The organism is Phycisphaerae bacterium, assembly GCA_017999985.1.
Classification (GTDB): domain Bacteria; phylum Planctomycetota; class Phycisphaerae; order UBA1845; family Fen-1342; genus JAGNKU01.
In genome coordinates this window covers 156221-176097 of the sequence record JAGNKU010000010.1, presented here as the reverse complement: position 1 = coordinate 176097, position 19877 = coordinate 156221, and the positions used below count along the sequence as shown (strand labels likewise).

16 protein-coding genes and 2 pseudogenes are annotated in these 19877 nt (G+C 67.4%); 8 read left to right on the top strand and 10 right to left on the bottom strand.

The window, feature by feature from the left end:
- Positions 1-75: 75 nt before the first annotated feature.
- On the bottom strand, positions 76-432 hold the full coding sequence (locus KA383_14605; GenBank protein MBP7747346.1) for a four helix bundle protein: 357 nt from the start codon (positions 430-432) through the stop codon (positions 76-78).
- Between the two features lie 316 nt (positions 433-748).
- On the opposite strand from KA383_14605, the gene KA383_14600 reads away from it, so the two are divergent.
- Positions 749-1420 carry a hypothetical protein gene (locus KA383_14600; GenBank protein MBP7747345.1) on the top strand — a complete coding sequence of 224 codons (672 nt, stop codon included), beginning with the start codon at positions 749-751 and terminating at the stop codon, positions 1418-1420.
- Here the strand turns inward: KA383_14600 and KA383_14595 are convergent.
- The 3 genes and pseudogenes from KA383_14595 to KA383_14585 all read right to left on the bottom strand — a co-directional run bounded on the left by KA383_14595 (position 1357) and on the right by KA383_14585 (position 3598).
- Positions 1357-1713: pseudogene (locus KA383_14595) on the bottom strand (four helix bundle protein). The gene KA383_14600 and the pseudogene KA383_14595 overlap by 64 nt on opposite strands.
- A gap of 637 nt (positions 1714-2350) precedes the next feature.
- Positions 2351-2968, bottom strand: a pseudogene (locus tag KA383_14590) (PHP domain-containing protein).
- A 96-nt stretch (positions 2969-3064) separates the two neighbouring features.
- Positions 3065-3598, bottom strand: coding sequence for a hypothetical protein (locus tag KA383_14585; protein MBP7747344.1), 534 nt, complete (start codon positions 3596-3598; stop codon positions 3065-3067).
- A gap of 126 nt (positions 3599-3724) precedes the next feature.
- Between KA383_14585 and KA383_14580 the strand changes: the two genes are divergently transcribed.
- The gene (locus tag KA383_14580) at positions 3725-4582 is read left to right on the top strand and encodes a 4-(cytidine 5'-diphospho)-2-C-methyl-D-erythritol kinase (GenBank protein ID MBP7747343.1); all 858 of its coding nucleotides are present in this window, start codon (positions 3725-3727) and stop codon (positions 4580-4582) included.
- A 25-nt stretch (positions 4583-4607) separates the two neighbouring features.
- A complete protein-coding gene (locus KA383_14575) occupies positions 4608-6203 on the top strand; it encodes a hypothetical protein (protein ID MBP7747342.1) in 1596 nt (531 codons plus the stop codon).
- A 116-nt stretch (positions 6204-6319) separates the two neighbouring features.
- Here the strand turns inward: KA383_14575 and KA383_14570 are convergent, their stop codons facing one another.
- Positions 6320-7024, bottom strand: a complete 705-nt coding sequence (locus KA383_14570; GenBank protein ID MBP7747341.1) for an ABC transporter ATP-binding protein — start codon at positions 7022-7024, stop codon at positions 6320-6322.
- 143 nt (positions 7025-7167) lie between these two features.
- Here KA383_14570 and rpmE point away from each other — a divergent pair, with 143 nt between their 5' ends.
- The 3 genes from rpmE (at position 7168) to KA383_14555 (ending at position 8910) form a co-directional block, all read left to right on the top strand.
- Positions 7168-7410: a 50S ribosomal protein L31 gene (gene rpmE, locus KA383_14565; protein ID MBP7747340.1), complete on the top strand. Its 243-nt coding sequence runs from the start codon at positions 7168-7170 to the stop codon at positions 7408-7410.
- Between the two features lie 129 nt (positions 7411-7539).
- Entirely contained in the window at positions 7540-8607 is a 1068-nt protein-coding gene (gene prfA / locus KA383_14560; GenBank protein ID MBP7747339.1) for a peptide chain release factor 1, read from the top strand.
- Between the two features lie 18 nt (positions 8608-8625).
- Positions 8626-8910 carry a hypothetical protein gene (locus tag KA383_14555; GenBank protein MBP7747338.1) on the top strand — a complete coding sequence of 95 codons (285 nt, stop codon included), beginning with the start codon at positions 8626-8628 and terminating at the stop codon, positions 8908-8910.
- A gap of 323 nt (positions 8911-9233) precedes the next feature.
- Here the strand turns inward: KA383_14555 and KA383_14550 are convergent, their stop codons facing one another.
- Positions 9234-10397, bottom strand: coding sequence for an acyl-CoA dehydrogenase family protein (locus tag KA383_14550; protein MBP7747337.1), 1164 nt, complete (start codon positions 10395-10397; stop codon positions 9234-9236).
- A 261-nt stretch (positions 10398-10658) separates the two neighbouring features.
- Here KA383_14550 and KA383_14545 point away from each other — a divergent pair, with 261 nt between their 5' ends.
- Both KA383_14545 and KA383_14540 read left to right on the top strand, forming a co-directional pair.
- On the top strand, positions 10659-12590 hold the full coding sequence (locus tag KA383_14545) for a zinc ribbon domain-containing protein (protein ID MBP7747336.1): 1932 nt from the start codon (positions 10659-10661) through the stop codon (positions 12588-12590).
- A 39-nt stretch (positions 12591-12629) separates the two neighbouring features.
- Positions 12630-13823, top strand: coding sequence for a rhomboid family intramembrane serine protease (locus tag KA383_14540; GenBank protein MBP7747335.1), 1194 nt, complete (start codon positions 12630-12632; stop codon positions 13821-13823).
- 140 nt (positions 13824-13963) lie between these two features.
- On the opposite strand, the gene nusA is transcribed toward KA383_14540, so the two are convergent.
- From nusA to KA383_14520, 4 genes are all read right to left on the bottom strand, one after another.
- Positions 13964-15391, bottom strand: a complete 1428-nt coding sequence (gene nusA / locus KA383_14535; GenBank protein ID MBP7747334.1) for a transcription termination/antitermination protein NusA — start codon at positions 15389-15391, stop codon at positions 13964-13966.
- 364 nt (positions 15392-15755) lie between these two features.
- Positions 15756-17231 (bottom strand): DUF4070 domain-containing protein, encoded by a 1476-nt coding sequence (locus KA383_14530; GenBank protein ID MBP7747333.1) that lies wholly within the window; start codon positions 17229-17231, stop codon positions 15756-15758.
- A gap of 135 nt (positions 17232-17366) precedes the next feature.
- Positions 17367-18497, bottom strand: coding sequence for a dipeptidase (locus KA383_14525; protein MBP7747332.1), 1131 nt, complete (start codon positions 18495-18497; stop codon positions 17367-17369).
- Positions 18498-18772: 275 nt separating this feature from the next.
- On the bottom strand, positions 18773-19825 hold the full coding sequence (locus tag KA383_14520) for a hypothetical protein (protein MBP7747331.1): 1053 nt from the start codon (positions 19823-19825) through the stop codon (positions 18773-18775).
- Positions 19826-19877: the final 52 nt, after the last annotated feature.

Genomic DNA, 19877 nt, shown 5'->3' with positions numbered 1-19877 from the left:
CAAGGGGGTCTTCGGGGGGAATGTCGGTCAGAGACGAGGGAACAGGGAACAGGGAACAAGGAACAGTGTCTCGGCTCACCGCGCCGGCTGCAGGCTCCTGATCAGTCCCTGCAATATGCGCCCGATTTCGGCGATTCGATTCCGTGCATCCGAATCGCGTGGCAGCAATTCCAGCGCCTCCGCGATTGTCACCTGCGTCTCCAGTTCGGCCAGCGACCCCCGCGCAATCGTCAGAAAGTGCAAATAGTCGCGTCGCGACTGCCGCGCGTTGCCCTCCGCAATGTTGCTCGGGATCGAGACGCTGGCCCGTCGCATCTGATTGGTCAGCCCGAATCGCTCGCTCTCCGGCATGCGTTGTGTGAGCCGATACACAACCTTTGCTAGTTCGATGCTCTTCTGCCACACAACCAATTCGCGATAATCCACCGTCATCTTCTGCTCCCTTTCCGATTTGTGCCGCCCAGCCACTATAACATCGCTGCGCCGCGCGACACTCGTGACCTCGCCCCGCGCCCCCCCTCTGTTCCCTGTTCCCCGTTCCCTGTTCCCTCCTGTCGTGCCTCTGCAGCATGCCAAAGCACTTCCCAATCGCCGTCAGCATGCCCAACGCCAGACAATCCACCTTGAGAATTCCCAGTGCATCGATGTCGTTTTTATCCCATTCGATGAAGGTGCGGTCCGGCATCGCGCCGTTTTCCAGCGGCACGATTTCACACAATGGCGTCTCCGTGATCACGAACCCGCCCACGTGCTGCGACAGGTGCCGCGGAAAGCCCAAAATCTGCCGCACCAGCCGCACAACCATTTGCACCGTGCGATCCTGCGGGTCGAGCCCCGCTGCGCGCAAGGCTTCCTCCGGCACGGCTTCGTCACTCCACCAATCCAGTGCCTTCGCCAACACATCCACGCGATCGAGCGACAAACCGAGCGCTTTACCCACATCGCGCACCGCCGATCGCGGACGATAGCTGATGACTTCCGCGGTGATCGCCGCCCGCTCGCGCCCGTATTTTTCGTAGATGTATTGAAACACTTCCTCCCGCCGTTCGTGCTCGAAGTCGATGTCAATATCCGGCGGCTCGTTGCGTTCGCGACTGATGAAGCGCTCGAACAGCAGGTCGATGCGCGCCGGATCGACCGCGGTGACGCCGAGGCAATAGCACACCGCCGAGTTCGCGGCCGACCCGCGCCCCTGACACAGAATCCCGCGCTCGCGCGCAAAGCGCACCAGGTCCCAGACGGTGAGGAAGTAGTGCTCGTATTTCAGCTCGGCGATCAGGGCGAGTTCGGCGTCGAGCTGGCGTCGCACCGAGGACGGAAGCCACGGAGCCGCGGAGCCACGGAGCCACGAAGAGCTTACGCTGGCAATTTCTCCAGGCTGCAGATCAATCCCGGTAGTACGCGGTCGGTTTCCATTTGAAGCTCGTTCAGCAACTGCGGAATCTGAATGAACACCAGCGCTTTCGCCAGCAGCAACCGCGTCTGCAATTCCATCAGCGAGCCGCGCGCTATCTTCAAGAAGCGCAGGTATTCCGTCAGACTCTGTCACCCGTGCCCCTCGGCGATGTTCGACGGAATCGACACGACCGAGCGACGCATCGGCGCCGTCAGACCGAAGCGCTCTGTCTCGGGCATCCGCGTCGTTACCTGATAAACCGGTTTGGCCAGCTCCATCGCCTTCTGCCAGGCGATTAAGTCGCGAAACGTCTTGATCTCCACCGTCTTCTCCTTCGTGGCTGCGTGGCTCCGTGGCTCCGTGGCTTCTTCCATACCGCTCGCGTGCCCCCGCCCACGTCAGCCGCGTCAGGTACTCGTGCGCCGTCACGCCCGGCGGCACCAGCTCGTGCGGATACTCATAGCGCAGCTCATCCAGGCTGAACGTGCAACGCCGCGCGATGTCCACGGTGCGCTGCAGCAACTCGTGATACGGCGCGTACCGCCGCGCGATCTCGTCGCGCGGCCGCAGGTGCCGTTCCGCATTCGCCAGCAGCCGCCGCCCCGCCGACGTGAGCGTGCATTTCTCGCGAATGCACGTCAGCACATCCTGCAAATAGCGCCGCTCGGGCACGTGGTAGTGCACATCGTTCGCGGCCACGAGCGGTAGCCCGGTCTGCTCCGACAGCGCGCGGAGCCGCTCAAGCCGCACGGCATCCGGCACGTCATAAGCCAGCTCAGCCGCAAGGAAGCAGTCGTCCCCAAAGATGGCGCGATACGCGCCGTAAGGCGCAAACGCCGCCAGTTCAGGTGCGGCCACCGGACACCGCCCTCCCCCTGCGCGGCTCCGTGGCTTCGTGGCTTCGTGGCTTTCCGCCGGCACAACAATCCCAATCAACCCGGCCCCGCTCCCCAGCTCCGCCACGTCCGCCAGCCGAATCTCGCATGCCCCCTTCCGGCACCGCAACCGCCCGCGTGTGATCAGCCGTGCCAGCCGCCCGTAAGCCACCCGGTTCGGGGCCAGCAGCACAATGGGCGCCGCATCCACCGGCGTGATCTCCGCCCCGATGACGAGATGCAGGCCGTGCTCTTTGGCGGCGACGTGGGCGCGCACCACGCCGGCGAGCGAGTTGCGGTCCGTGATCGCAAGCGCCGCGTACCCCAACTCTGCCGCGCGTGCGACAAGTTCCTCCGCGTGCGACGCCCCGCGCAGAAATGAGAAATTCGACAGGCAGTGCAGCTCGGCGTACGCCGCCTGATGTGGCATCGGCGTCCCGCCGGTGAAGCTCTGTGGCACCGGCACTCCCGCCGATGCACGAACCCCCTGCCCGGGCGACCGAGGCTCCGCGGCGATCGTCCCGCCGACCGACCGGAAGTCGCTCGCCCATATCCCTTGGCAGGGAGGGCGAGGCTCCCGCCGAGCTGGAGCGCGCGGCTCCCGTCGAGCCGGACCATCGGCCTCCCGTGGCCGACGTACACCGTCGCCCCCGCCACCTACCCCCGCGCGTACTCCGGGCTTTCGCCGGCCGGGCATACTCTGTCTCTCCCCAGCGGCCCACCGCCGGGCGTGTAGCCCCACCGCGCGCTGATTCCGTTCCCACCTATAATATACCTAACAAACTACGAACTGTCAACTGCGCGAAATGTCCCCCGCCGGCCCCGCCCGTTCCCCGGCGATCGCACAGGCCACCCCGCATTCCGGACACCGCCCGCTCTGATTCCCCCGCAGGTCGTACCCGCACGTCCGGCAGCACCCCGGCGGAAACGGTCGCCGCTCCCGCCACCACAGCGCCGCCGTCAGCAACGCCAGCAGCGCCAGCGGGATCCACAGTGGCACATACCCGCGCCACACGTATCGCGGCGGCGTGCCCCCCAGCGACGGAAACAGGTTGAACATGAACCGCAGTGCCGTCCGGCTGAGCGAAAGCGACCAACCCTCCGGCTGCACACTCTCCCGCATCGAAAAGAACAATGACCCGCGATCGAAGCTGGCGTAGAACAACGCCCCCTCATAGCTGAGCGACCAGATCATGCTCAGCAGAATCGCCCCCAGCAGCACGGCACAGCCGATCTCCACCGCCCGCCGCAGGCGCGACCGCGGCCGCCGCGCGAGTCGCAAGCCGGCGATCCGCGACGCCGCCCATTCTGACACGCGCTCTCGCATACCCGGCCGCACAGTCTAATTCTACCGCCGCGCTCAAGCTCCCGCCGACCGTCGCTCAATACCCGCCTCTCCCGCCGGCACCCACGCCGGCTTGACGCCGGCCCAAGCCTCTCCGAAGCTGCCCGCATGGAAACGCTGCTCCGCAATGCCCCGGCGAAGATCAACCTCACGCTGCGCGTCACCGGCGTGCGGTCGGATGGCTTTCATGAGCTCGAGTCGCTCGTCGCGCAGATCAACCTCTGCGACACCGTATCCGTCGCCTCGCACGAGGATGGCTGCTACGGCCTGACCTGCGACGATCCGACGCTGGCGTCCGACGGCTCCAACTTGGTCCTGCGCGCGGCCAAGGCACTCAACGCTGCCGCGCGCACGAACCACGGCACGCAGATCGACCTGCGCAAGCGCATCCCCGCGGGCTCGGGGCTGGGCGGCGGGAGTTCCGACGCAGCCACGACGCTCACGCTGCTTAATGACCTGTGGCAGACGCGGTTTGAGCGCGCTCAACTCGCCGCGCTCGGTGCGGAGCTCGGCTCGGACGTGCCACTGTTCCTGCACACGCCGCTCTGCATACTGCGTGGGCGCGGCGAACAAATCGAAGACCTCGGTGCACCGCCGGCGTTGTGGCTCGCGCTGATCCTGCCCGAGATTCACTGCGCCACCCCTGCCGTGTACGCCACCTGCGACCGCCTGGGCCCGCCGCCGCCACGGCCGCCGCTCACGGAGGTTCTCGCCGCCCGTACGTCCGCCAACGCGCTGATGGACCTGCTGTTCAACGATCTCGAAGCGGCAGCGTTTCAGGTCGCGCCGGAACTCGGTGCCCTGGCCGCGGAGATCAGCGCCGTCACCGGGCAGGCCGTACGGCTCACCGGATCGGGCGCGGCGCTTTTTCGGCTGTTCGACCACCCCCGGGCGGCGGCGAAGTTCGCGCTGGCCGTCGGCACGGAAACCGGCACACGCACCGATGTCATCGCCCTGCGCACGTGATGGGCAACGGTGTGATCGAGGATGAATGATGAATGACCGGCTCACCATCGGACCCTTTGAACTCAACGTGCAGGTCTACACCTGCGAAGGGACGTTCTATCACGCGACGGGCTGGCAATCCGCCGGCGAGACGTTCGTATGCGATCAGCTCGTGAACGGCGCGGATGGCGAGGCGCGGCCGTCCACCGCCGGCCAGCTCATGGTGCGCGTGCACAGCGCCGACGCCGAGGGCATCCGCGTACAGGTGACCGCCGAACACGAGCACGCGATCAAGGCCGTCAAGCTCGCACTCGAATTGCCCTACATGCGTATGCTCGCGCCCGAGCAGACCGACCTCGCCGAGGCGACATGGCGGCAGTGGGATTTCCCGCGCGATTGGCGCACCGGCTTTGCCGTCTGGCAGCACGGTTCCCGGTATTTCACCGTCGTTACGCACGAAGCTCCGTGGCGCTTTAAGCGTCTGCTGGCGCTGCGCAACGGCGACCGCATGCGTCTGCAAATCGTGCAGGACGCGTCGCTTCGCGAGCGTACGCGGAAGTTCGAATCCAGCGTGTGGGAGATCGGCTACCGCGACGCGCTTGAGCCCATGCTGGACGACTACGCCGCGTTCGTCGAGCGCGCGTTCGGTGCCCTGCAATTCGACCGCCGGCGTGACATGCCTGCGTGGACGCGCCACGTCGGCCTCGTCGTAAACCTGCACGGCACCGATTGGAACGGCGGCACGAACCTCGATTTCGCCGGCATGACGAGCGCGATCGAGGCGCTGGCCGGGCTCTTCCCCGCGGCGCAGACGCTGCTCTACCCGATCGGCTGGGACGGCCGGTACATGCGCGACTATCCCGACTATCGCCCGTCGCCGGGGCTGGGCGGCGAGGACGGCTTCCGCGACTTCTGCACGCGGGCCCGCGAACTTGGCTTTCACGTGATGCCGCACTTGAACGCGATGGCGATCAACATGCGGCACCCGCTGTACCTGACGCACCTGAAGGACTACGTCATCCGCGACTGGAACGGCCTGCCGCGCCACGCCTATCACATCGACTGGGATCATGACGGGCTGGGTGACGCGGCCCACGCGTACATCGCGCTCGAACCGCCGGCGTTGCGCGAAATCCTGGTCGCCGCCGTGGACCGCCTCGTGCGTGACTACGGCATCGACGCCGTCTTTCTCGACGAGACCTGCAACGTCTTCTACAACGATCCCGCGTGGGACCAGGTCGAGGGCGTCCGCCGGCTCGTGCGCGATCTGCACGAGCGCCAGCCGGACGTGCTCATCGCGGGCGAGGAATGGAACGAGATGCTGCTCGGCCTTACGCCGGTAGTGCAGATCTGGGAGGAGACGCAGGACGGGCGCAAGGGCTTCGGCCGAGAGAAATCGCCGCTGATGCGCGCGTGGGCGGGCCGCTTCATTCGCAGTTGCGGCTATCTCGCGCTGGCATCACCCGACGGTACGACCGGCGTGCATGAATGGCCGGACAAACCGTGGATTGACGAGCGTGACAACGAGGCGTTCTACATCCCGACGCTCTCGATCACGCGGCACACGCTCGAACGCAGCATGGCGGGCATCCAGGCGACGGTCGCCCGCGCCCAAGATTACATCCTCCGCTTCACGCGGTAGCGGCCGCCCCCCCAGCCGGCCGTCGGGGTGGCGGTCGTGCGCAGCAAGGCCGTGGATTGTGTGTGAACCTGGGTGGCACATTCCACCCGGCAGCTCGCAAACACACGCGACCTGCCTTATGCCGCACTCCCGCCGTCTTGGATCAGCCCGTCACTCAGCTCGACCACCCGCCCGCAACGCCGGGCCACGTTCATGTCGTGCGTCACGATGATGACCGTTCGGCCGGCGGCGTTCAGCTCATCGAGCATTTGCAGAATGAGTTGCCCCGTCTTGCTGTCCAAGTTGCCGGTCGGCTCGTCCGCCAGCAGGATCGCCGGATCGTTCGCCAGCGCCCGGGCGATCGCCACGCGCTGCTGCTGGCCGCCCGATAACTCGTGCGGCCGGTGCTCGGCCCGGTCCGCCAGGCCGACGCGCTCGATCAGCTGCAGCGCCATCTGCTTCCGCTCGCGCGCGCGGAAGCCCTGGTAGTAAAGTGGCGTCTCGAGGTTCTCGAGCACGGTCTGCGTCGCGATCAGGTTGAAGCTCTGAAACACGAACCCGATCCGCCGGCCGCGGATATCGGACAGCGCATCATCGTCGAACCGCGACACGTCGTGCCCGTCGAGCCAGTACGTGCCGCTGGTCGGCCGGTCCAGACAGCCGAGGATGTTCAGCAGCGTCGACTTGCCGCTGCCCGATGGCCCGACAATCGCGATGTACTCCCCGCGGTAAATGGTGAACGACACGCCCCTTAGCGCCGGCACCTCCACCCCCGCCGCCGGCTGGTAGACCTTTACGACGCTATCGAGGCGAACGACCGGCTCCGGTGTGGACGGCGGCATGCGGCACCTCGACCCGGTGGACGGCAGACCGGCAGCGGTCCCGGGCTGGAAACCCTGTTGCGGAACCCGCCGGCGTCTGCAATAATACTGGGCTCGTGAGTCGCATGGAAGCCCCCGTGGGGCCGCAACCAGGAACCAGTGCCATGAAGCCTGACATCCATCCGAAGTACGGTGAAGCGCAGGTCAGTTGTGCCTGCGGGAACACGTTCACCACCCGGGCCACCGTCCCGGTCATCAAGGTGGACATCTGCAACGTCTGCCACCCCTTCTACACCGGCAAGCAGAAGTTTGTCGACGCCGCCGGGCGCGTGGAGCGTTTCCAGAAGAAGTTCGGCGGCGACTACTTCAAGCCGCGTGCAGAAGAGAAACCCGGCGCCCGTCATTAGCTGGACGGCTCTGAATTACGTGGACGGCCTGGGCAGTGCGCCCGGGCCGTCTTGTTTGAGTCCGTGCCACACTGCCACCCGCATTGAGTTGAGCCCCCCATGCCGGTCAACGTAGCCGATCCGCCCTGGATGGAACGCGTGAAGGAGATGGTCTCCAAAGGCGACGACATCGCCGCGCAGATGGTCCGCCCCGAGGTTGCCTCGAACGGCGCCCTCATGACGCGGCTGGCGCGCGAGCACGGCGAACTCGAGAAAATCGCCCGGCCCTACCGCGACTATCGCCGCGTCACCGACCAGCTCGTCGAGTCGCAGGAACTGCTGGCCGACGACGCCGACCCGGACCTGCGCCAGCTCGCCGAGGCGGAGCTGCCGGACCTGGAAGCCCGCCGCGAGAAGCTGCTGAACGACCTCAAGGAACGCCTCGTCACCGGCGACGAAGCCTCGATCAGCTCGATCATTCTCGAAATTCGCGCCGGCACCGGTGGCGATGAGGCCGCGCTTTTCGCCGGCGACCTGCTCGGCATGTACACCGCTTACGCCGCCCGCAAGGGCCACAAGGTCGAGGTCATGTCGATTTCGCCATCCGAGCTGGGCGGCATCAAGGAAGCGATCCTGAACGTCACCGGCGAAGAGGTGTACCTGCACTTTCGGTTCGAGGCTGGCGGACACCGCGTGCAACGTGTGCCGAAGACCGAGGCGCAGGGGCGCATTCACACGTCCGCCGCCACGGTCGCCGTCCTGCCCGAGCCGGAAGAGATTGAGATCGACGTCAACTGGGAGAAGGACGTGCTGGAGCACGTCAGCCGGGCCGGCGGCCCCGGCGGCCAGAACGTCAACAAGGTCTCCAGCGCGATCAAACTGGAGCACATTCCGACCGGCATCACCGTGTCGATGCGCGACGAGAAGAGCCAGCACAAGAATCGGGCGAAGGCCCGCCGCGTGCTGCTGTCGCGGCTGTACGAGCACTTTCAGACGGCGCAACAGAAGCAGGTCGCGTCCGACCGCAAGAGCATGGTCGGTTCCGGCGACCGCAGCGAACGCATCCGCACGTACAATTTCCCGCAGAATCGCGTGACCGATCACCGCATCAACAAGGACGTGTACGATCTGCCGCGCATCCTCGTCGCGGGCGATCTGGATGAGTTCCTGCACGAGTTGCACGACCGCGATCTGCGCCTGCGGCTAGAAGCGCTCTAGGCCTGGAGCCCCGCGTTGATGGCAACCGAAGCTTACATTCCGTCGGAGGTCATGTTCGGCGAGCAACGCATCGCGGACGTGATCGCCGTCACGCTGTACAACCCCGATAGCGACGAGCCGCATGGTGCGCTGACCACGCATCAACCGCTGCCAGAAGGCACGCGCGGCGGCCCGCTGGTCATCGTCGGCACGCGCGACGGCAAGACCTGGCGCGTGACGCTCCCCGAAATCGAAGTCTGCCGCAGCACCGCGGTTGGCTGCGAATACACGATCTTCGGCCGCGTGACCCGCACGGCAATGTAGCGGCCGACCCCCGAGTCGGCCGTGCGGCATGGTCTTGCGCAGCAAGGTCATGGTCCGAGCCGGAAACGGCAGTGAACGAACCGCACGCAGCCCGCAGAGCGTATCTCCCGCATTCGCGCGACCCGGTGCATCGACCTGGTCGGCTTCAGCCGACCCTCACTGCGGTCCCCGCGCAGCGTTGCTCGGCGATACGCCGCGCCACTTGCCTTGGCGCCGCGGGTCTGTGTATTCAGCAACGAGGGCCCACTGGCAGGTCGCACACGGACGCGACCTGCCCTACCGCCTTGTCGGCCGCCACGTTACGCACTATCAGCGCCCCGCCCTCAGAACACCTCTACGCCACAGATCTCACGGCCGACGATGAGTTGATGAATCGTCTCCGTCCCCTCGTACGTGATGACGCTCTCCAGGTTCAGCATGTGCCGGATGGGGACTTGCTCGACCGTGATCCCGCCGGCACCGAGCAGGTCGCGGGCGTCGCGGGCCACGTCGAGGGCCATGCGGACGTTGTTCCACTTCGCCAGCGATACCTGCGTGTGGTGCATCTGGTCCAGGTCCTTCAGTCGCCCGAGCTGCCACACCAGAAGTTGCGCCGTCGAGATGCGCCGGACCATCTCGGCCAGACGCTGCTGAATGATCTGCTTCTGAATCAGCGGCTCGCCGAACAGCACCCGCTGCCGGGCGAACGCCAGCGCCTCGCGGAAGCACGCCTGCGCCGCCCCGATCGCTCCCCACGCGATACCGTAGCGGGCCTGCGTCAGGCAGCTCAGCGGCGCCGCCAGCCCCACCGCGCCGGGCAGTCGATTGCGCTCCGGCACCCGGCAGTCGTCAAAAAACAGCTCCGATGTCACTGACGCCCGTAGCGAAAACTTGTGCGCGATGTCCCGCGACGTGAACCCCGGCGCACCCTGCTCGACCAGAAAGCCGCGAATGCCCTCGTCGGTCTGGGCCCACACAACCGCCACGTCAGCAACCGTGCCGTTCGTGATCCACATCTTCGCGCCGCTCAGAACCCAGTCGCCGCCGGCCCGGCGGGCGCGCGTCTTCATCGTCCCCGGATCGGACCCGCCGTCCGGCTCGGTCAGGCCAAAGCAGCCGATCGCCTGGCCCTGGGCGAGCGCGGGCAGCCACCGTTCCTTCTGCTCGTCCGAGCCATAGCGGTGGATCGGGTACATGACGAGCCCGCTCTGCACCGAAGCGAAGCTGCGCAACCCGCTGTCGCCGCGCTCCAGCTCCTGCATGATGAGACCGTACGCGACGTTACTGAGCCCCGCGCAGCCATAGTCCTTGAACGTCGGCCCGAAGAGCCCCATGGCCGCCATCTCGGGGATCAGCTCGCGCGGGAAGCGCTCCTCCTCGAAGCACGCCGCGATGATCGGCAGCACGCGTTCGTCCACGAAGCGGCCGACGGCGTCGCGGACATGCCGCTCGTCCTCGGTGAGCAGACCTTCAAGCTGCATGAAGTCCGGGTCAGTAGCGTTAGGCATTAGTGGCTGAGCCTCCGACTGGCAGTGGCTGGCGATCCGGCGGTGAATTCTAGCGCAGTGGCGCCCGCCCGCCAATCACAGCCCCGAGCGTCAGCGAGCGGGCTGCGGATCACATCCGCGCTTCGCGGGTACCCGCTCGCTGACGCTCGGGGCTCTGAATGAACGGCCCGCGGGCCGCACTTGCCGGGCGCCGCGTCCGGGTCTACAAATGTCAGTTGTGCCCAGCCCCGGTGGGGTGTGCACCTGTAAAGCGAGCTCGGGATGCCGCTGAAGATTCGCTGTCCGCACTGCCTCCGCGTCCTGGTCGCCGCCGACGAGACCGCCGGCCAGACCAAGCTCTGCCCGGCGTGCGGCCAGAACTTCAACGTCCCCTTGCCGTCCGAGCTCATGGCCCAGAAGCCCGCCGCCGCGCAGTCCAACGTGCCGACGTGCCCGCGCTGCCACGCCGAGGTCGCGCCCACCGCCGTCTGGTGCCACCAGTGCCACACGAACCTCGCGACCGGCAAACGTCTGCCGCTCAGGCAACGTCTCCGATTCCTCACTTGGCGTTTCTGGACCATCGCTGGCGCGAGCGTCGCGGTCGGCGTGCTGGTGTTGTTTGCCGTGCTGCACATGGTCCGCATCCAGCGCCAACCACCTCCGGCGCCCTTCGTGCCCACCGCGCCGAAGGAGATCGCCGGCGCGGAGCTCGCCGCACAACTCTTCGCCGCCCGCACCAGTGCTGACCGCGAGGCGGCGCTATGCGCGCTTTCCGGCGTGGAGCAACGCGCTGCGCCGGCCGTGGCCGATGCGCTGGCTGCGGCGCTCGACAAGTACACCGACGCGCCGCAGGCCCGCGCAAACGTCCGCGCCGCCCTCGACCTGTTGGTGCGCACCCGGGACGCCCATCTCAGCGCCCGCGCGGATTGGCTCGCGCTCCTGGAACGCTGCCAGCAGCAGCGCGGCCTGCGCGCGACGGCGCTCCGCGCCCGCGCCCAGCTCGGCGACGAACGCGTCGCGGCCGACCTAGCCGACCTGTGGCTTTCCGAGCTGCAGCGCAGTCTGCTCCTCGCCCGTGTCGCCGGCGCAGCCCGGAGCAACGACGAGCCGGGTACCCGCCTCGGTCTGCGGCAGGCGACGACCGACCTGAGCCGCACGACCGCCGGCCTGCGGATCCTCGCGCAGAACGAGCCGCTCGGCGTCTTCGAGCGGCTTCTGGCCAGCTACTGGGAAAGCTGGTCCTGGCTCGGGCAGCAGCGCGGCGAGCGCCTGGCCGATGCGATCTTCGACCTGGCGCGGCCCGCGCAACAATCCCTGAACTTCGACCCGCGCGATGTCCGCCAGCCGCGCGATATCCTGAAACGGATCGGGGCCAGCGCCGCCGCCCCCGTGCGGGCCGCCGCCGGCTTGGTGCTCGAGCAGCGCGGCCCACAGTATCGCAGCGCGTGCCACACGATCGCCGAGAGCCTCGCCCAGCTCCTGCCCACGTGCGACCCCCACGACCAGCAGCGCCTCACCTGGGCGATCGCCCGGCTGCGCGGCAAGCTTTTCGGCGAGGCCGGCCGCGCCGACCCGCTCGACGTCACGCCGGCCGAGATCGCCGCGGCCGCGGAGTGGGGCCAGCCCGGGAGCAAGCCGACGCTGAAGGGGCCGTATCCCGCAGCCCCGGTGCTGAAATGGCGCGCCGTGCCCGCCACGCGCCTGCTGGAGCGCGACCTGCTGGCTCAACTGCACGGCGGCTGGCCCGCGGCCCGCCGGACGCTCGACGACTGGCTGGCCGCCGAGCTGGGTTGCACGCCGCGTATCGCCGCGCTGGTCAGTCCCGGGCAGCGCGACCCGGACTATCCGGCGGTGACGATGGCCCTGGTGATCGCGGCGACGAGCAACGCGCAGGCCTTGCGGCCGCAACTGGAACTGTGGCACGAAGCGACTGAACAGCCGGCCTGGCTGCGCGCGCTCGCCTACACGGTGCTCGGCAGCCTCGACGCGCGCACCGGCAAGTGGACCAGCGGCTGGCCCGCCGGGCTCGATCCTGGCGACGTGACCACTCTGGACAGCGGCGACCCCGGCTGGGAGCCGTTTGGTCGCGTGCTGGTGGCGGGCGGTCCGGGTATGCTGGAGCGCGCGGCCGACTTCAAGCCCGCCCCGTTGCCCACGCGGCTGCGGGACCGGCTGCTGGCGGCGGCGAAGGCAGCAAACCGCGCGGCACCGTAGGCCGCCGGCCGCGACCCACACGGAACGCGAAGGACGCACATGCCGCTGATCCCGATCGGCACCGAATTCCGCACTCGCCGGCCGCCCGTGGCGAACTGGGTCCTGATTGGCCTGAACGTGGTCATATTCCTGTTCACCGATTTCCTGGGCGGCCAGGCCGGCGCACAACTGAAGGCGTACTACGCTCTCGATGCCGCTCGACCGGCACTCGCGCAGTACCTCACGTACCAATTCCTGCACGGCGATGTCTGGCACCTCGCCGGCAACATGCTGTTCCTCTGGATCTTCGGCAACGCCGTCTGCGACCGGATGGGCGGGGCGGGATACGTCCTGTTCTATCTCGCCGGCGGCGTCATCGCGGGCGTGGCGTTTACGGCGGGCGCGGAGAACCCGCTGGTCGGTGCATCCGGGGCCATCGCCGCCGTGACCACCGCGTTTCTCGCGCTGCTGCCGCGCGTGCACGTGACGATGCTGGTGTGGATGATCTTCGTGTTCACGTTCCAGGTCCCGGCGATGATCCTGATCGTCTTCAAGATGATCCTCTGGGACAACATCATCTCGCCGGAGATCGAGGGTGGCGCGGCCGCGTCCAACGTGGCGTTCTCGGCGCACCTCGGCGGCTACGCGTTCGGCTTCGCGGTCGCGATGGGCCTGCTGGCCCTGCGGATCCTGCCCCGCAACCAGTTCGACATGCTGGCGCTGTGGGACCGCTGGCGACGCCGCTCGGGAATCGAAGTGCCGTTCGCCCAATCCGCGCCGTACATGGCCCGCCCGGTGCGTGCCGAGGAGCTGGATTCGCGCCCGCTCGCAGACGTCCCGCTCACACCGATCGAGAGCCTGCGCGAGGAGATCGCCGACCGGCTGGCCGCGCATGACGTCAGCGGCGCGGTGGGTTCTTACCTGCGGTTGCTGTCGCTGGACGAGCAGCAAGTCCTCGCGCGCCCCCAGCAACTCGAGATCGCCAATTGCCTCGCCCAGGCGCGCCGCTACCGCGAGGCCGCCGCCGCGTACGAAGCGTTCCTGGCCGCGTACCCGGGTGCGGCGGACGTCGCGCAGGTCCGGCTGTTCCTGGGCCTGCTCTACAGCCGGTACCTGGGTGAGTATGAACGCGCCGTCGCGCAGCTCCGCACGGCGTTGGAGGCACTCCACCTCGACGCCCAACGCACGCTCGCCGAAGAGGAGCTACGGCTCGCGGAAGCCCGGCTGCTCGGTCGCGACCCGAGCGCGCGATAACGCCGTGAAATTTCGCATTCTGATGGGCTGGCCCGGTCTTGCGCAGCATGGTCGTGGAACATGATGCTCCACGTCCACACGGCCTGCCTGCGCTGCCGCTCCGGCAGGCCATGTCACCCCCCAGTCGCGCACGTCCGTTCCTACGGCGCCGGCGGCGGGGCCGGCTGGAAACTCGTGTCGGGTTGAATCTGCGCCACCGGCGGCTCGGGGACTGGCTCGGTTCCGCCGACGTCGCCGGCCGCCTCGAAGCTTGCCCCCTCGCTCAGCGGTGCCGCCGGCTCGCCCGCCGCCTCGCCCGCGCCCGGCGTCATCGTCGTGCCTGCGACCAGATCGGCCGGCTGCGTCGCCTGCACCAGCGGCTCGCCGCGCTCAGCCGCCAGGCGCTCCGCCTCGGCCTTCGCCTTGGCCTCCGCCTCGCGCTGCTCCTCGAGCCGGATGACCTCTTCGCCGCACGCTTCGACGACCTTTTCCGCGAGCTCCGGCTCCAGATCCAGCTCTTTCACCAGCGGGTCCGGGCCGATCTCATCGATGTCGGCGACCGACACGCAGCCGAAGGCGACCAGCTTGTCGACCAGCACGTCATCGACGCCCTCGATGCTCTTCAGCGTCCGCTCGAGGTTTTCGAGGTGCTTGCTGTACTCGGCCGGCGTGAGAATATCGACGTCCCACCCCGTCAGCCGGGCCGCCAGCCGCACGTTCTGCCCGCGCTTGCCGATCGCCAGCGACAACTGGTCCTCGGCGACCACGACGGTCGCCTTCACCAGCTCGAAGCACAGCGCAACTTCCTGCACTTCGGCGGGCTTCAGGGCGTTCTGAATGAGAATCTGGCTCGACTCGTTCCAGCGGACGATGTCGATCTTCTCGCCGCCGAGCTCATCGACGATGTTCTTGATGCGGCTGCCGCGGACGCCGACGCAGGCCCCCACCGCGTCGACCTTCGAGTCGATGCTGCTGACGGCGACCTTGGTGCGGTAGCCGGCCTCGCGCGCCAGGGCGCGGATCTCGATGATCTGCTCGGCCACTTCCGGCACTTCGAGTTCGAAGAGCCGCTCGATGAATTCCGGGTGTGACCGCGACAGGATGACCTTCACCTGGTTGGGCTGCTCGCGCACTTCGAGGATCAGGACGCGCAGCCGCTCGCCCGGCTGGTGCGTCTCGCCGGGGATTTGCTCGCTGCGTGGCAGGAAGCCCTCGGTCCGACCGATATTGACCAGCAGGTTGCCGCCCTCGGAGCGGACCACGGTGCCAGTGACGATCGTCCCGCGCCGCTCGGTGAAGTCCTCGTAGATGCTGGTGCGCTCGCGCTCGCGCGTTTTTTGGATGATCATCTGCTTCGCGGTCTGCGCGGCGATGCGGCCCAGGATCTGCACATCGACGGGCTCACCATTGACGCTGGCCTGGAACTTCCCGCTCAGCAGGTCGAGCTTGACGGTGACCTCGGCCTCTTCGCCGTAGTTCTTGCGGATCGCGCTGACCATCGCCGCCTCGATGTCCGCGATCAGCGAATCGCGGTCGATGTTCTTGTCACGACTGATGCTGTCGATGATGCGAATCAGGTCTGGGTTCATGGTCTTTGCGTCCTTGCGGTCCTGCCAACATCGACCGCGTTCGGCTCAGCCGCACCGTACCACGCGCCGACATCCGCGCGGGCCCGGCCGCCCGCCAACAAAAACGGGCCGCTACAGCGACCCGACGTGGCCCACGAGCGGGCCCACCCTGGTCCTCTTCGGTCGCGCTGTGGGCCGTCACTACCCCGGCCGGGCACCAGCGCTACTGCCCGCGCCACCGCGACGCCGACACCGCGCTTCGACCATAGTGTAGTCGATCCCCCCCAATTCCGCCACCCGTCCACCGGCAGATTGTCGAGCGCCCAGGCCCCGCCCGAGCGACGCGCAAAGGCTGCCGGCAGCCACCCCCGGTCGTGATTTCCGCCTACAGGCTGGCCGCCACCTTGCGGAAATGGTGCCCCCAGATCGCCAGCGTCATGGCCTCGCCGAACGAGCCGGGGTGCCGCAGCAGCGATCGGGCGAAGAACTTCCAGTACTCCCGCCGCCCACGCGTCCAGACCCCCATGATCCACAGTGACTGGACGAACGCCCGCACGTCGCTCCACGGCCGCCGCATCCGCGGCCCACGCTGCCGATACTGCCGCAGGAACGTCAGCGCACGGCGATAGTATTCCGGCGGCGCGTAAAGCTGCTTGACCAGCGACCGGTAGCCGGCGATCAGCGTGTCCATATCCAGTTTCGGGATGAAGTTCATCACCGCGTCCAGGTTGTTGCCGGTCGTCGCCCGCAGCAGCCGCCCCTCCTGCTTGAGCCGCTCGAACAGCCGCGTCTGCGGCAACGCGTTCAGCAGCCCCACCATCGCCGTCACCACCCCCGCCTCCTGAATAAAGCGCCTTTGCCGCTCGAAAATGCTGCTCGTGTCGCTGTCGAACCCCACGATGAACCCGCCCATCACCTCGATCCCCGCCTCCTGGATGCGCTTCACCGCACCCACCAGGTCACGCGCCGTGTTCTGCACCTTCGCGCATTCGGCCAGGCTGTGCTCGTCCGGCGTCTCCAGCCCGATGAAGACTTTCTTGAAGCCCGCCGCCACCATCAGCTCGAGCAGCTCGGGATCATCCACCAGGTTCAGCGAGGCTTCCGTCAGCAGCGGCAGGCGCACCCGCCGCTGCGTCCGCCACGTCACGATCGCCCGCAGCAGCTCCTTCACCTTCGGCCTGTGCCCGATGAAGTTGTCGTCCACGATGAAAATCGCCCCGTCCCAGCCGGTCGCCAGTACCGCGTCCAGTTCAGCGATCATCTGGGCCGGCGACTTCACCCGCGGCACGCGACCATACATCGCCACGATGTCGCAGAATTCGCAGTTAAACGGACAGCCGCGCGAGAACTGCACCGCCAGCGTAGCGTAATCGCGCACGTCGATCAGATCCCACCGGGGCGGCGGCGTGCGGCTGAGATCGGGCTTCTCCGTCGCGCGGTATGTTGGCTGGAGCTGGCCGGCGGTCAGGTCGGCCACGAGTGCCGGCATCACGTCCTCGGCCTCCGTCAGCACAAAATGCAGCTTCGCGCCACTGAAGCGCTCGTAACCAGTACCAAACAGCGGCCCGCCGGCGACGACAACCTTGTCGTGGGCCGCGCAGCGTGCCAAGACCTCGCGCGCGGATGCTTCCTGCACGAGCATGGCGGACACGAACACACAGTCCGCCCGGGCGATGTCCGCATCCGACAACCGCGCCACGTTCAAGTCCACGAGCTTCAGGTGCCACGTGCGCGGCAGCATCGCCGCCACCGTCAGTAGCCCCAGTGGCGGAAACGCGGCCTTCTTCGATACGAAGCGCAGGACGTGCTTGAAGCTCCAGAACGTGTCTGGCACGGCCGGCGAAACCAGCAAGATGTTCATCGGGTTCTCAGCGGCCTGCGTGTGCGGCGCCGTGGACGACGCTTCAGCATCGTCCCGCAGCGTGTTCGACGGAGGGCGTGCACACTTTACCCGCAGGCCGCGATGCGCACAACTGGCAAAATCTGCAGCGCGACCTCAGCGCATCTCGCGCGCGACCTTTTCCGCCCGGCGCAGCACGCGCAGCAGGTTCCCACCCATGATCTTGTGAATGTCCGGCTCGCTGTACCCCCGATTCAGCAATTCCTGCGTGATGAACGGATAGCCGGACACGTCTTCGAGCTGCAGCGGGAGCTTCCGCACGCCTTCAAAATCGCTGCCCAAACCGACGTGATCGATGCCGGCGACGCGCACAACGTGGTCGATGTGATCCACGACCGTGTGGACCGTGCCCGCCGGGATCGGGCGCCCGCGCCGCCACGCGTTCCACGCCGCCTTGAACTCGGCGTCATCCGGGTACTGCGCCCGCAGCTCGCGCTCCTTCTGGAAATAGTCCGCCATGATCTGCACGCCTTCCGGGTGAATGTACCCCGAGAAGAACACGGCCATGACGATGCCATCGTTTTGCGCGATCAGTCGCAACACATCATCCGGCACATTGCGCCCGTGCGCCGCGACCGCGTATGCACCGGCGTGCGAGGCGATCACCGGCGCCTTCGCCACACGCAGCACGTCACGCATCGTGTCGTGCGACGCGTGCGCCAGATCGACCAGCATCCCCAGCCGGTTCATCTCCAGCACGACCTTCTCGCCGAACGGCGTCAGCCCGCCATGGCGCTCCTCGTCCGTCGATGAATCCGCCCAGTCAATGGTTTCCGTATGTGTCAGGCCGAGGTAGCGTGCGCCGAGCTCGTAGAACCGGTCGAGCTTCTCCAGCGAATTCTCGATCGCCTGGCCGCCTTCGATGCCGATCAGCGCGGCGATCTTGCCCTGCTTATGGATGCGCTCGATGTCGTCTGCGGTGAGCGCCAGGTCGAACGTCTCGGGGTAGCGCTTCACCATGGCGCGCAGCAGGTCGAACTGCTCCAGCGCCACCTGCGCCGCCGTCCCATCCTTGGCCGCCTCCATCGGCACGTAGACCGCAAAGAACATCGCCCCCACGCCGCCCTGCCGCAGGCGCGGGATGTCTATTTGGAGTGTCGGTTGCGGTAGCGCGATGTCCAGCTTGTCGAAGGACGACTCGGCCTCCTCGCAGACTCGCCACAGCAGGTCGTTGTGCCCGTCGATCAGCAGCCCGCCGGCGTGAATGCGCCGGCCTTCGTCGGTCATGACGATGGGCACCGGGGCCGGGGTCGGCGCGGACGTCGGCACCGAGGTCGGAGCCGATGTCAGTCGTTCGCGTTGATTGTTCACGCCGGCCTCCTGCGCCTGCAGGGCCGCTGAAAGTCCCGCCACGGCAGTCGCCGACAGCAGAAACCGCAATACCGACCCGCCGGCGACGTGCATGGTGCAGATCTCCGCTTAATGGTCAGGGCGCACTCTTTCATGACCGCCGCATCGTACCGCGAGCGTGCCGTGACAAGTAAGAGCCGCGACGGCCGGCTTCACGGCGTCCCCACCGTCCCATCCCATCCATCCGCGGCACGATCCAACCACCCGATGACCTGCCGCAGCACACCCGTCAGCGGGTCCGTGTCAACGACGCGCGGCGTTTCACCCGCAACCGCCACCAGCCACGCCGCCACGTCGCCAACCGCGACCATGCCGTCCAGCGCATACACGCTGATACTCGTCACGCCCGCGGATCGTGCCGCGGCGACGTCCGCCGCCAGTTGCGCGGGCTCCGCGTACCCCGGCGCCACCAGCAACCCCGGCTGCCCCACGTTCCCGATCGCCACCTGCGCACCCGGCCCGTAAATCTCGCGCACCGTCGCGGCGTAGCTACCGACGAACCCCGGGCACAGCTCGACGCCAAGCATCTCCGCGAACGTCGGGCGGTAGACCATCACGCATACCTGGTCCCAGGGCAGTCCGGCAAGCGGCGTATCAAAGATGTCCTGGATATCCACGTCGCCGTCCAGCAGATCATCCACGATCCACGGCAGGGTCACGGCCATAACCTGCACGTCGCGGTCGTGCAGCGTATCGACCAACGCGCGCAGCTCTCCGTGAGCCGCCGCGAACGCCGCCGGATCGCGATGCTCCCCGAGCAGGCTCAGCAGCGCGGCCGGATCGCGCGCGATCGTATCCCGCAGTGCCTCCGCATACGCCAGCGCCGGCTCAAGATCAAAGACCAGCCATTCGACCGGCACATCCGCCGCCAGCGCCCCGTCCAGCACCGTGCCGGCGAACTCGGCGAAGTCATCGACGTTTTCCTCGTTCAGCCAGACCCCGTCCGCCGGAAGCTGGAGCCAGAGGCGCACATCGACCCCGGCGGCGCGGGCTGCGTTGCACAACTGCCAGAGCGCGTCGCCCAGGGTGTCCGGCGTGACGGCGACATACAGATCGGCATCGTACGCCGCGAGCGTCGCCAGCTCCGCCTGGACTTCACCGTACGGCAGGAACTCGCTCCAGACGCCGACTTCCGCCGGCGGGCTGTTGATGCAGCCGCCGACGGCGGCGTAGATCGCAACAACGATGAACCACGCTCGCCACACGCCGACACTATCCCGGATTTCCCAGATGATGTCTATAATGTAGAATAGTAGA

Coding starts and splice junctions, on each gene's coding strand:
- KA383_14570 (MBP7747341.1), bottom strand. CDS start 7,024: ATGCCGCCGTCCACACCGGAGCCGGTCGTTCGCCTCGATAGCGTCGTA.
- KA383_14525 (MBP7747332.1), bottom strand. CDS start 18,497: ATGACCGACGAAGGCCGGCGCATTCACGCCGGCGGGCTGCTGATCGAC.
- KA383_14575 (MBP7747342.1), top strand. CDS start 4,608: ATGATGAATGACCGGCTCACCATCGGACCCTTTGAACTCAACGTGCAG.
- nusA (MBP7747334.1), bottom strand. CDS start 15,391: ATGAACCCAGACCTGATTCGCATCATCGACAGCATCAGTCGTGACAAG.
- KA383_14550 (MBP7747337.1), bottom strand. CDS start 10,397: ATGCCTAACGCTACTGACCCGGACTTCATGCAGCTTGAAGGTCTGCTC.
- prfA (MBP7747339.1), top strand. CDS start 7,540: ATGGAACGCGTGAAGGAGATGGTCTCCAAAGGCGACGACATCGCCGCG.
- KA383_14555 (MBP7747338.1), top strand. CDS start 8,626: ATGGCAACCGAAGCTTACATTCCGTCGGAGGTCATGTTCGGCGAGCAA.
- KA383_14545 (MBP7747336.1), top strand. CDS start 10,659: ATGCCGCTGAAGATTCGCTGTCCGCACTGCCTCCGCGTCCTGGTCGCC.
- KA383_14530 (MBP7747333.1), bottom strand. CDS start 17,231: ATGAACATCTTGCTGGTTTCGCCGGCCGTGCCAGACACGTTCTGGAGC.
- KA383_14585 (MBP7747344.1), bottom strand. CDS start 3,598: ATGCGAGAGCGCGTGTCAGAATGGGCGGCGTCGCGGATCGCCGGCTTG.
- rpmE (MBP7747340.1), top strand. CDS start 7,168: ATGAAGCCTGACATCCATCCGAAGTACGGTGAAGCGCAGGTCAGTTGT.
- KA383_14540 (MBP7747335.1), top strand. CDS start 12,630: ATGCCGCTGATCCCGATCGGCACCGAATTCCGCACTCGCCGGCCGCCC.
- KA383_14605 (MBP7747346.1), bottom strand. CDS start 432: ATGACGGTGGATTATCGCGAATTGGTTGTGTGGCAGAAGAGCATCGAA.
- KA383_14580 (MBP7747343.1), top strand. CDS start 3,725: ATGGAAACGCTGCTCCGCAATGCCCCGGCGAAGATCAACCTCACGCTG.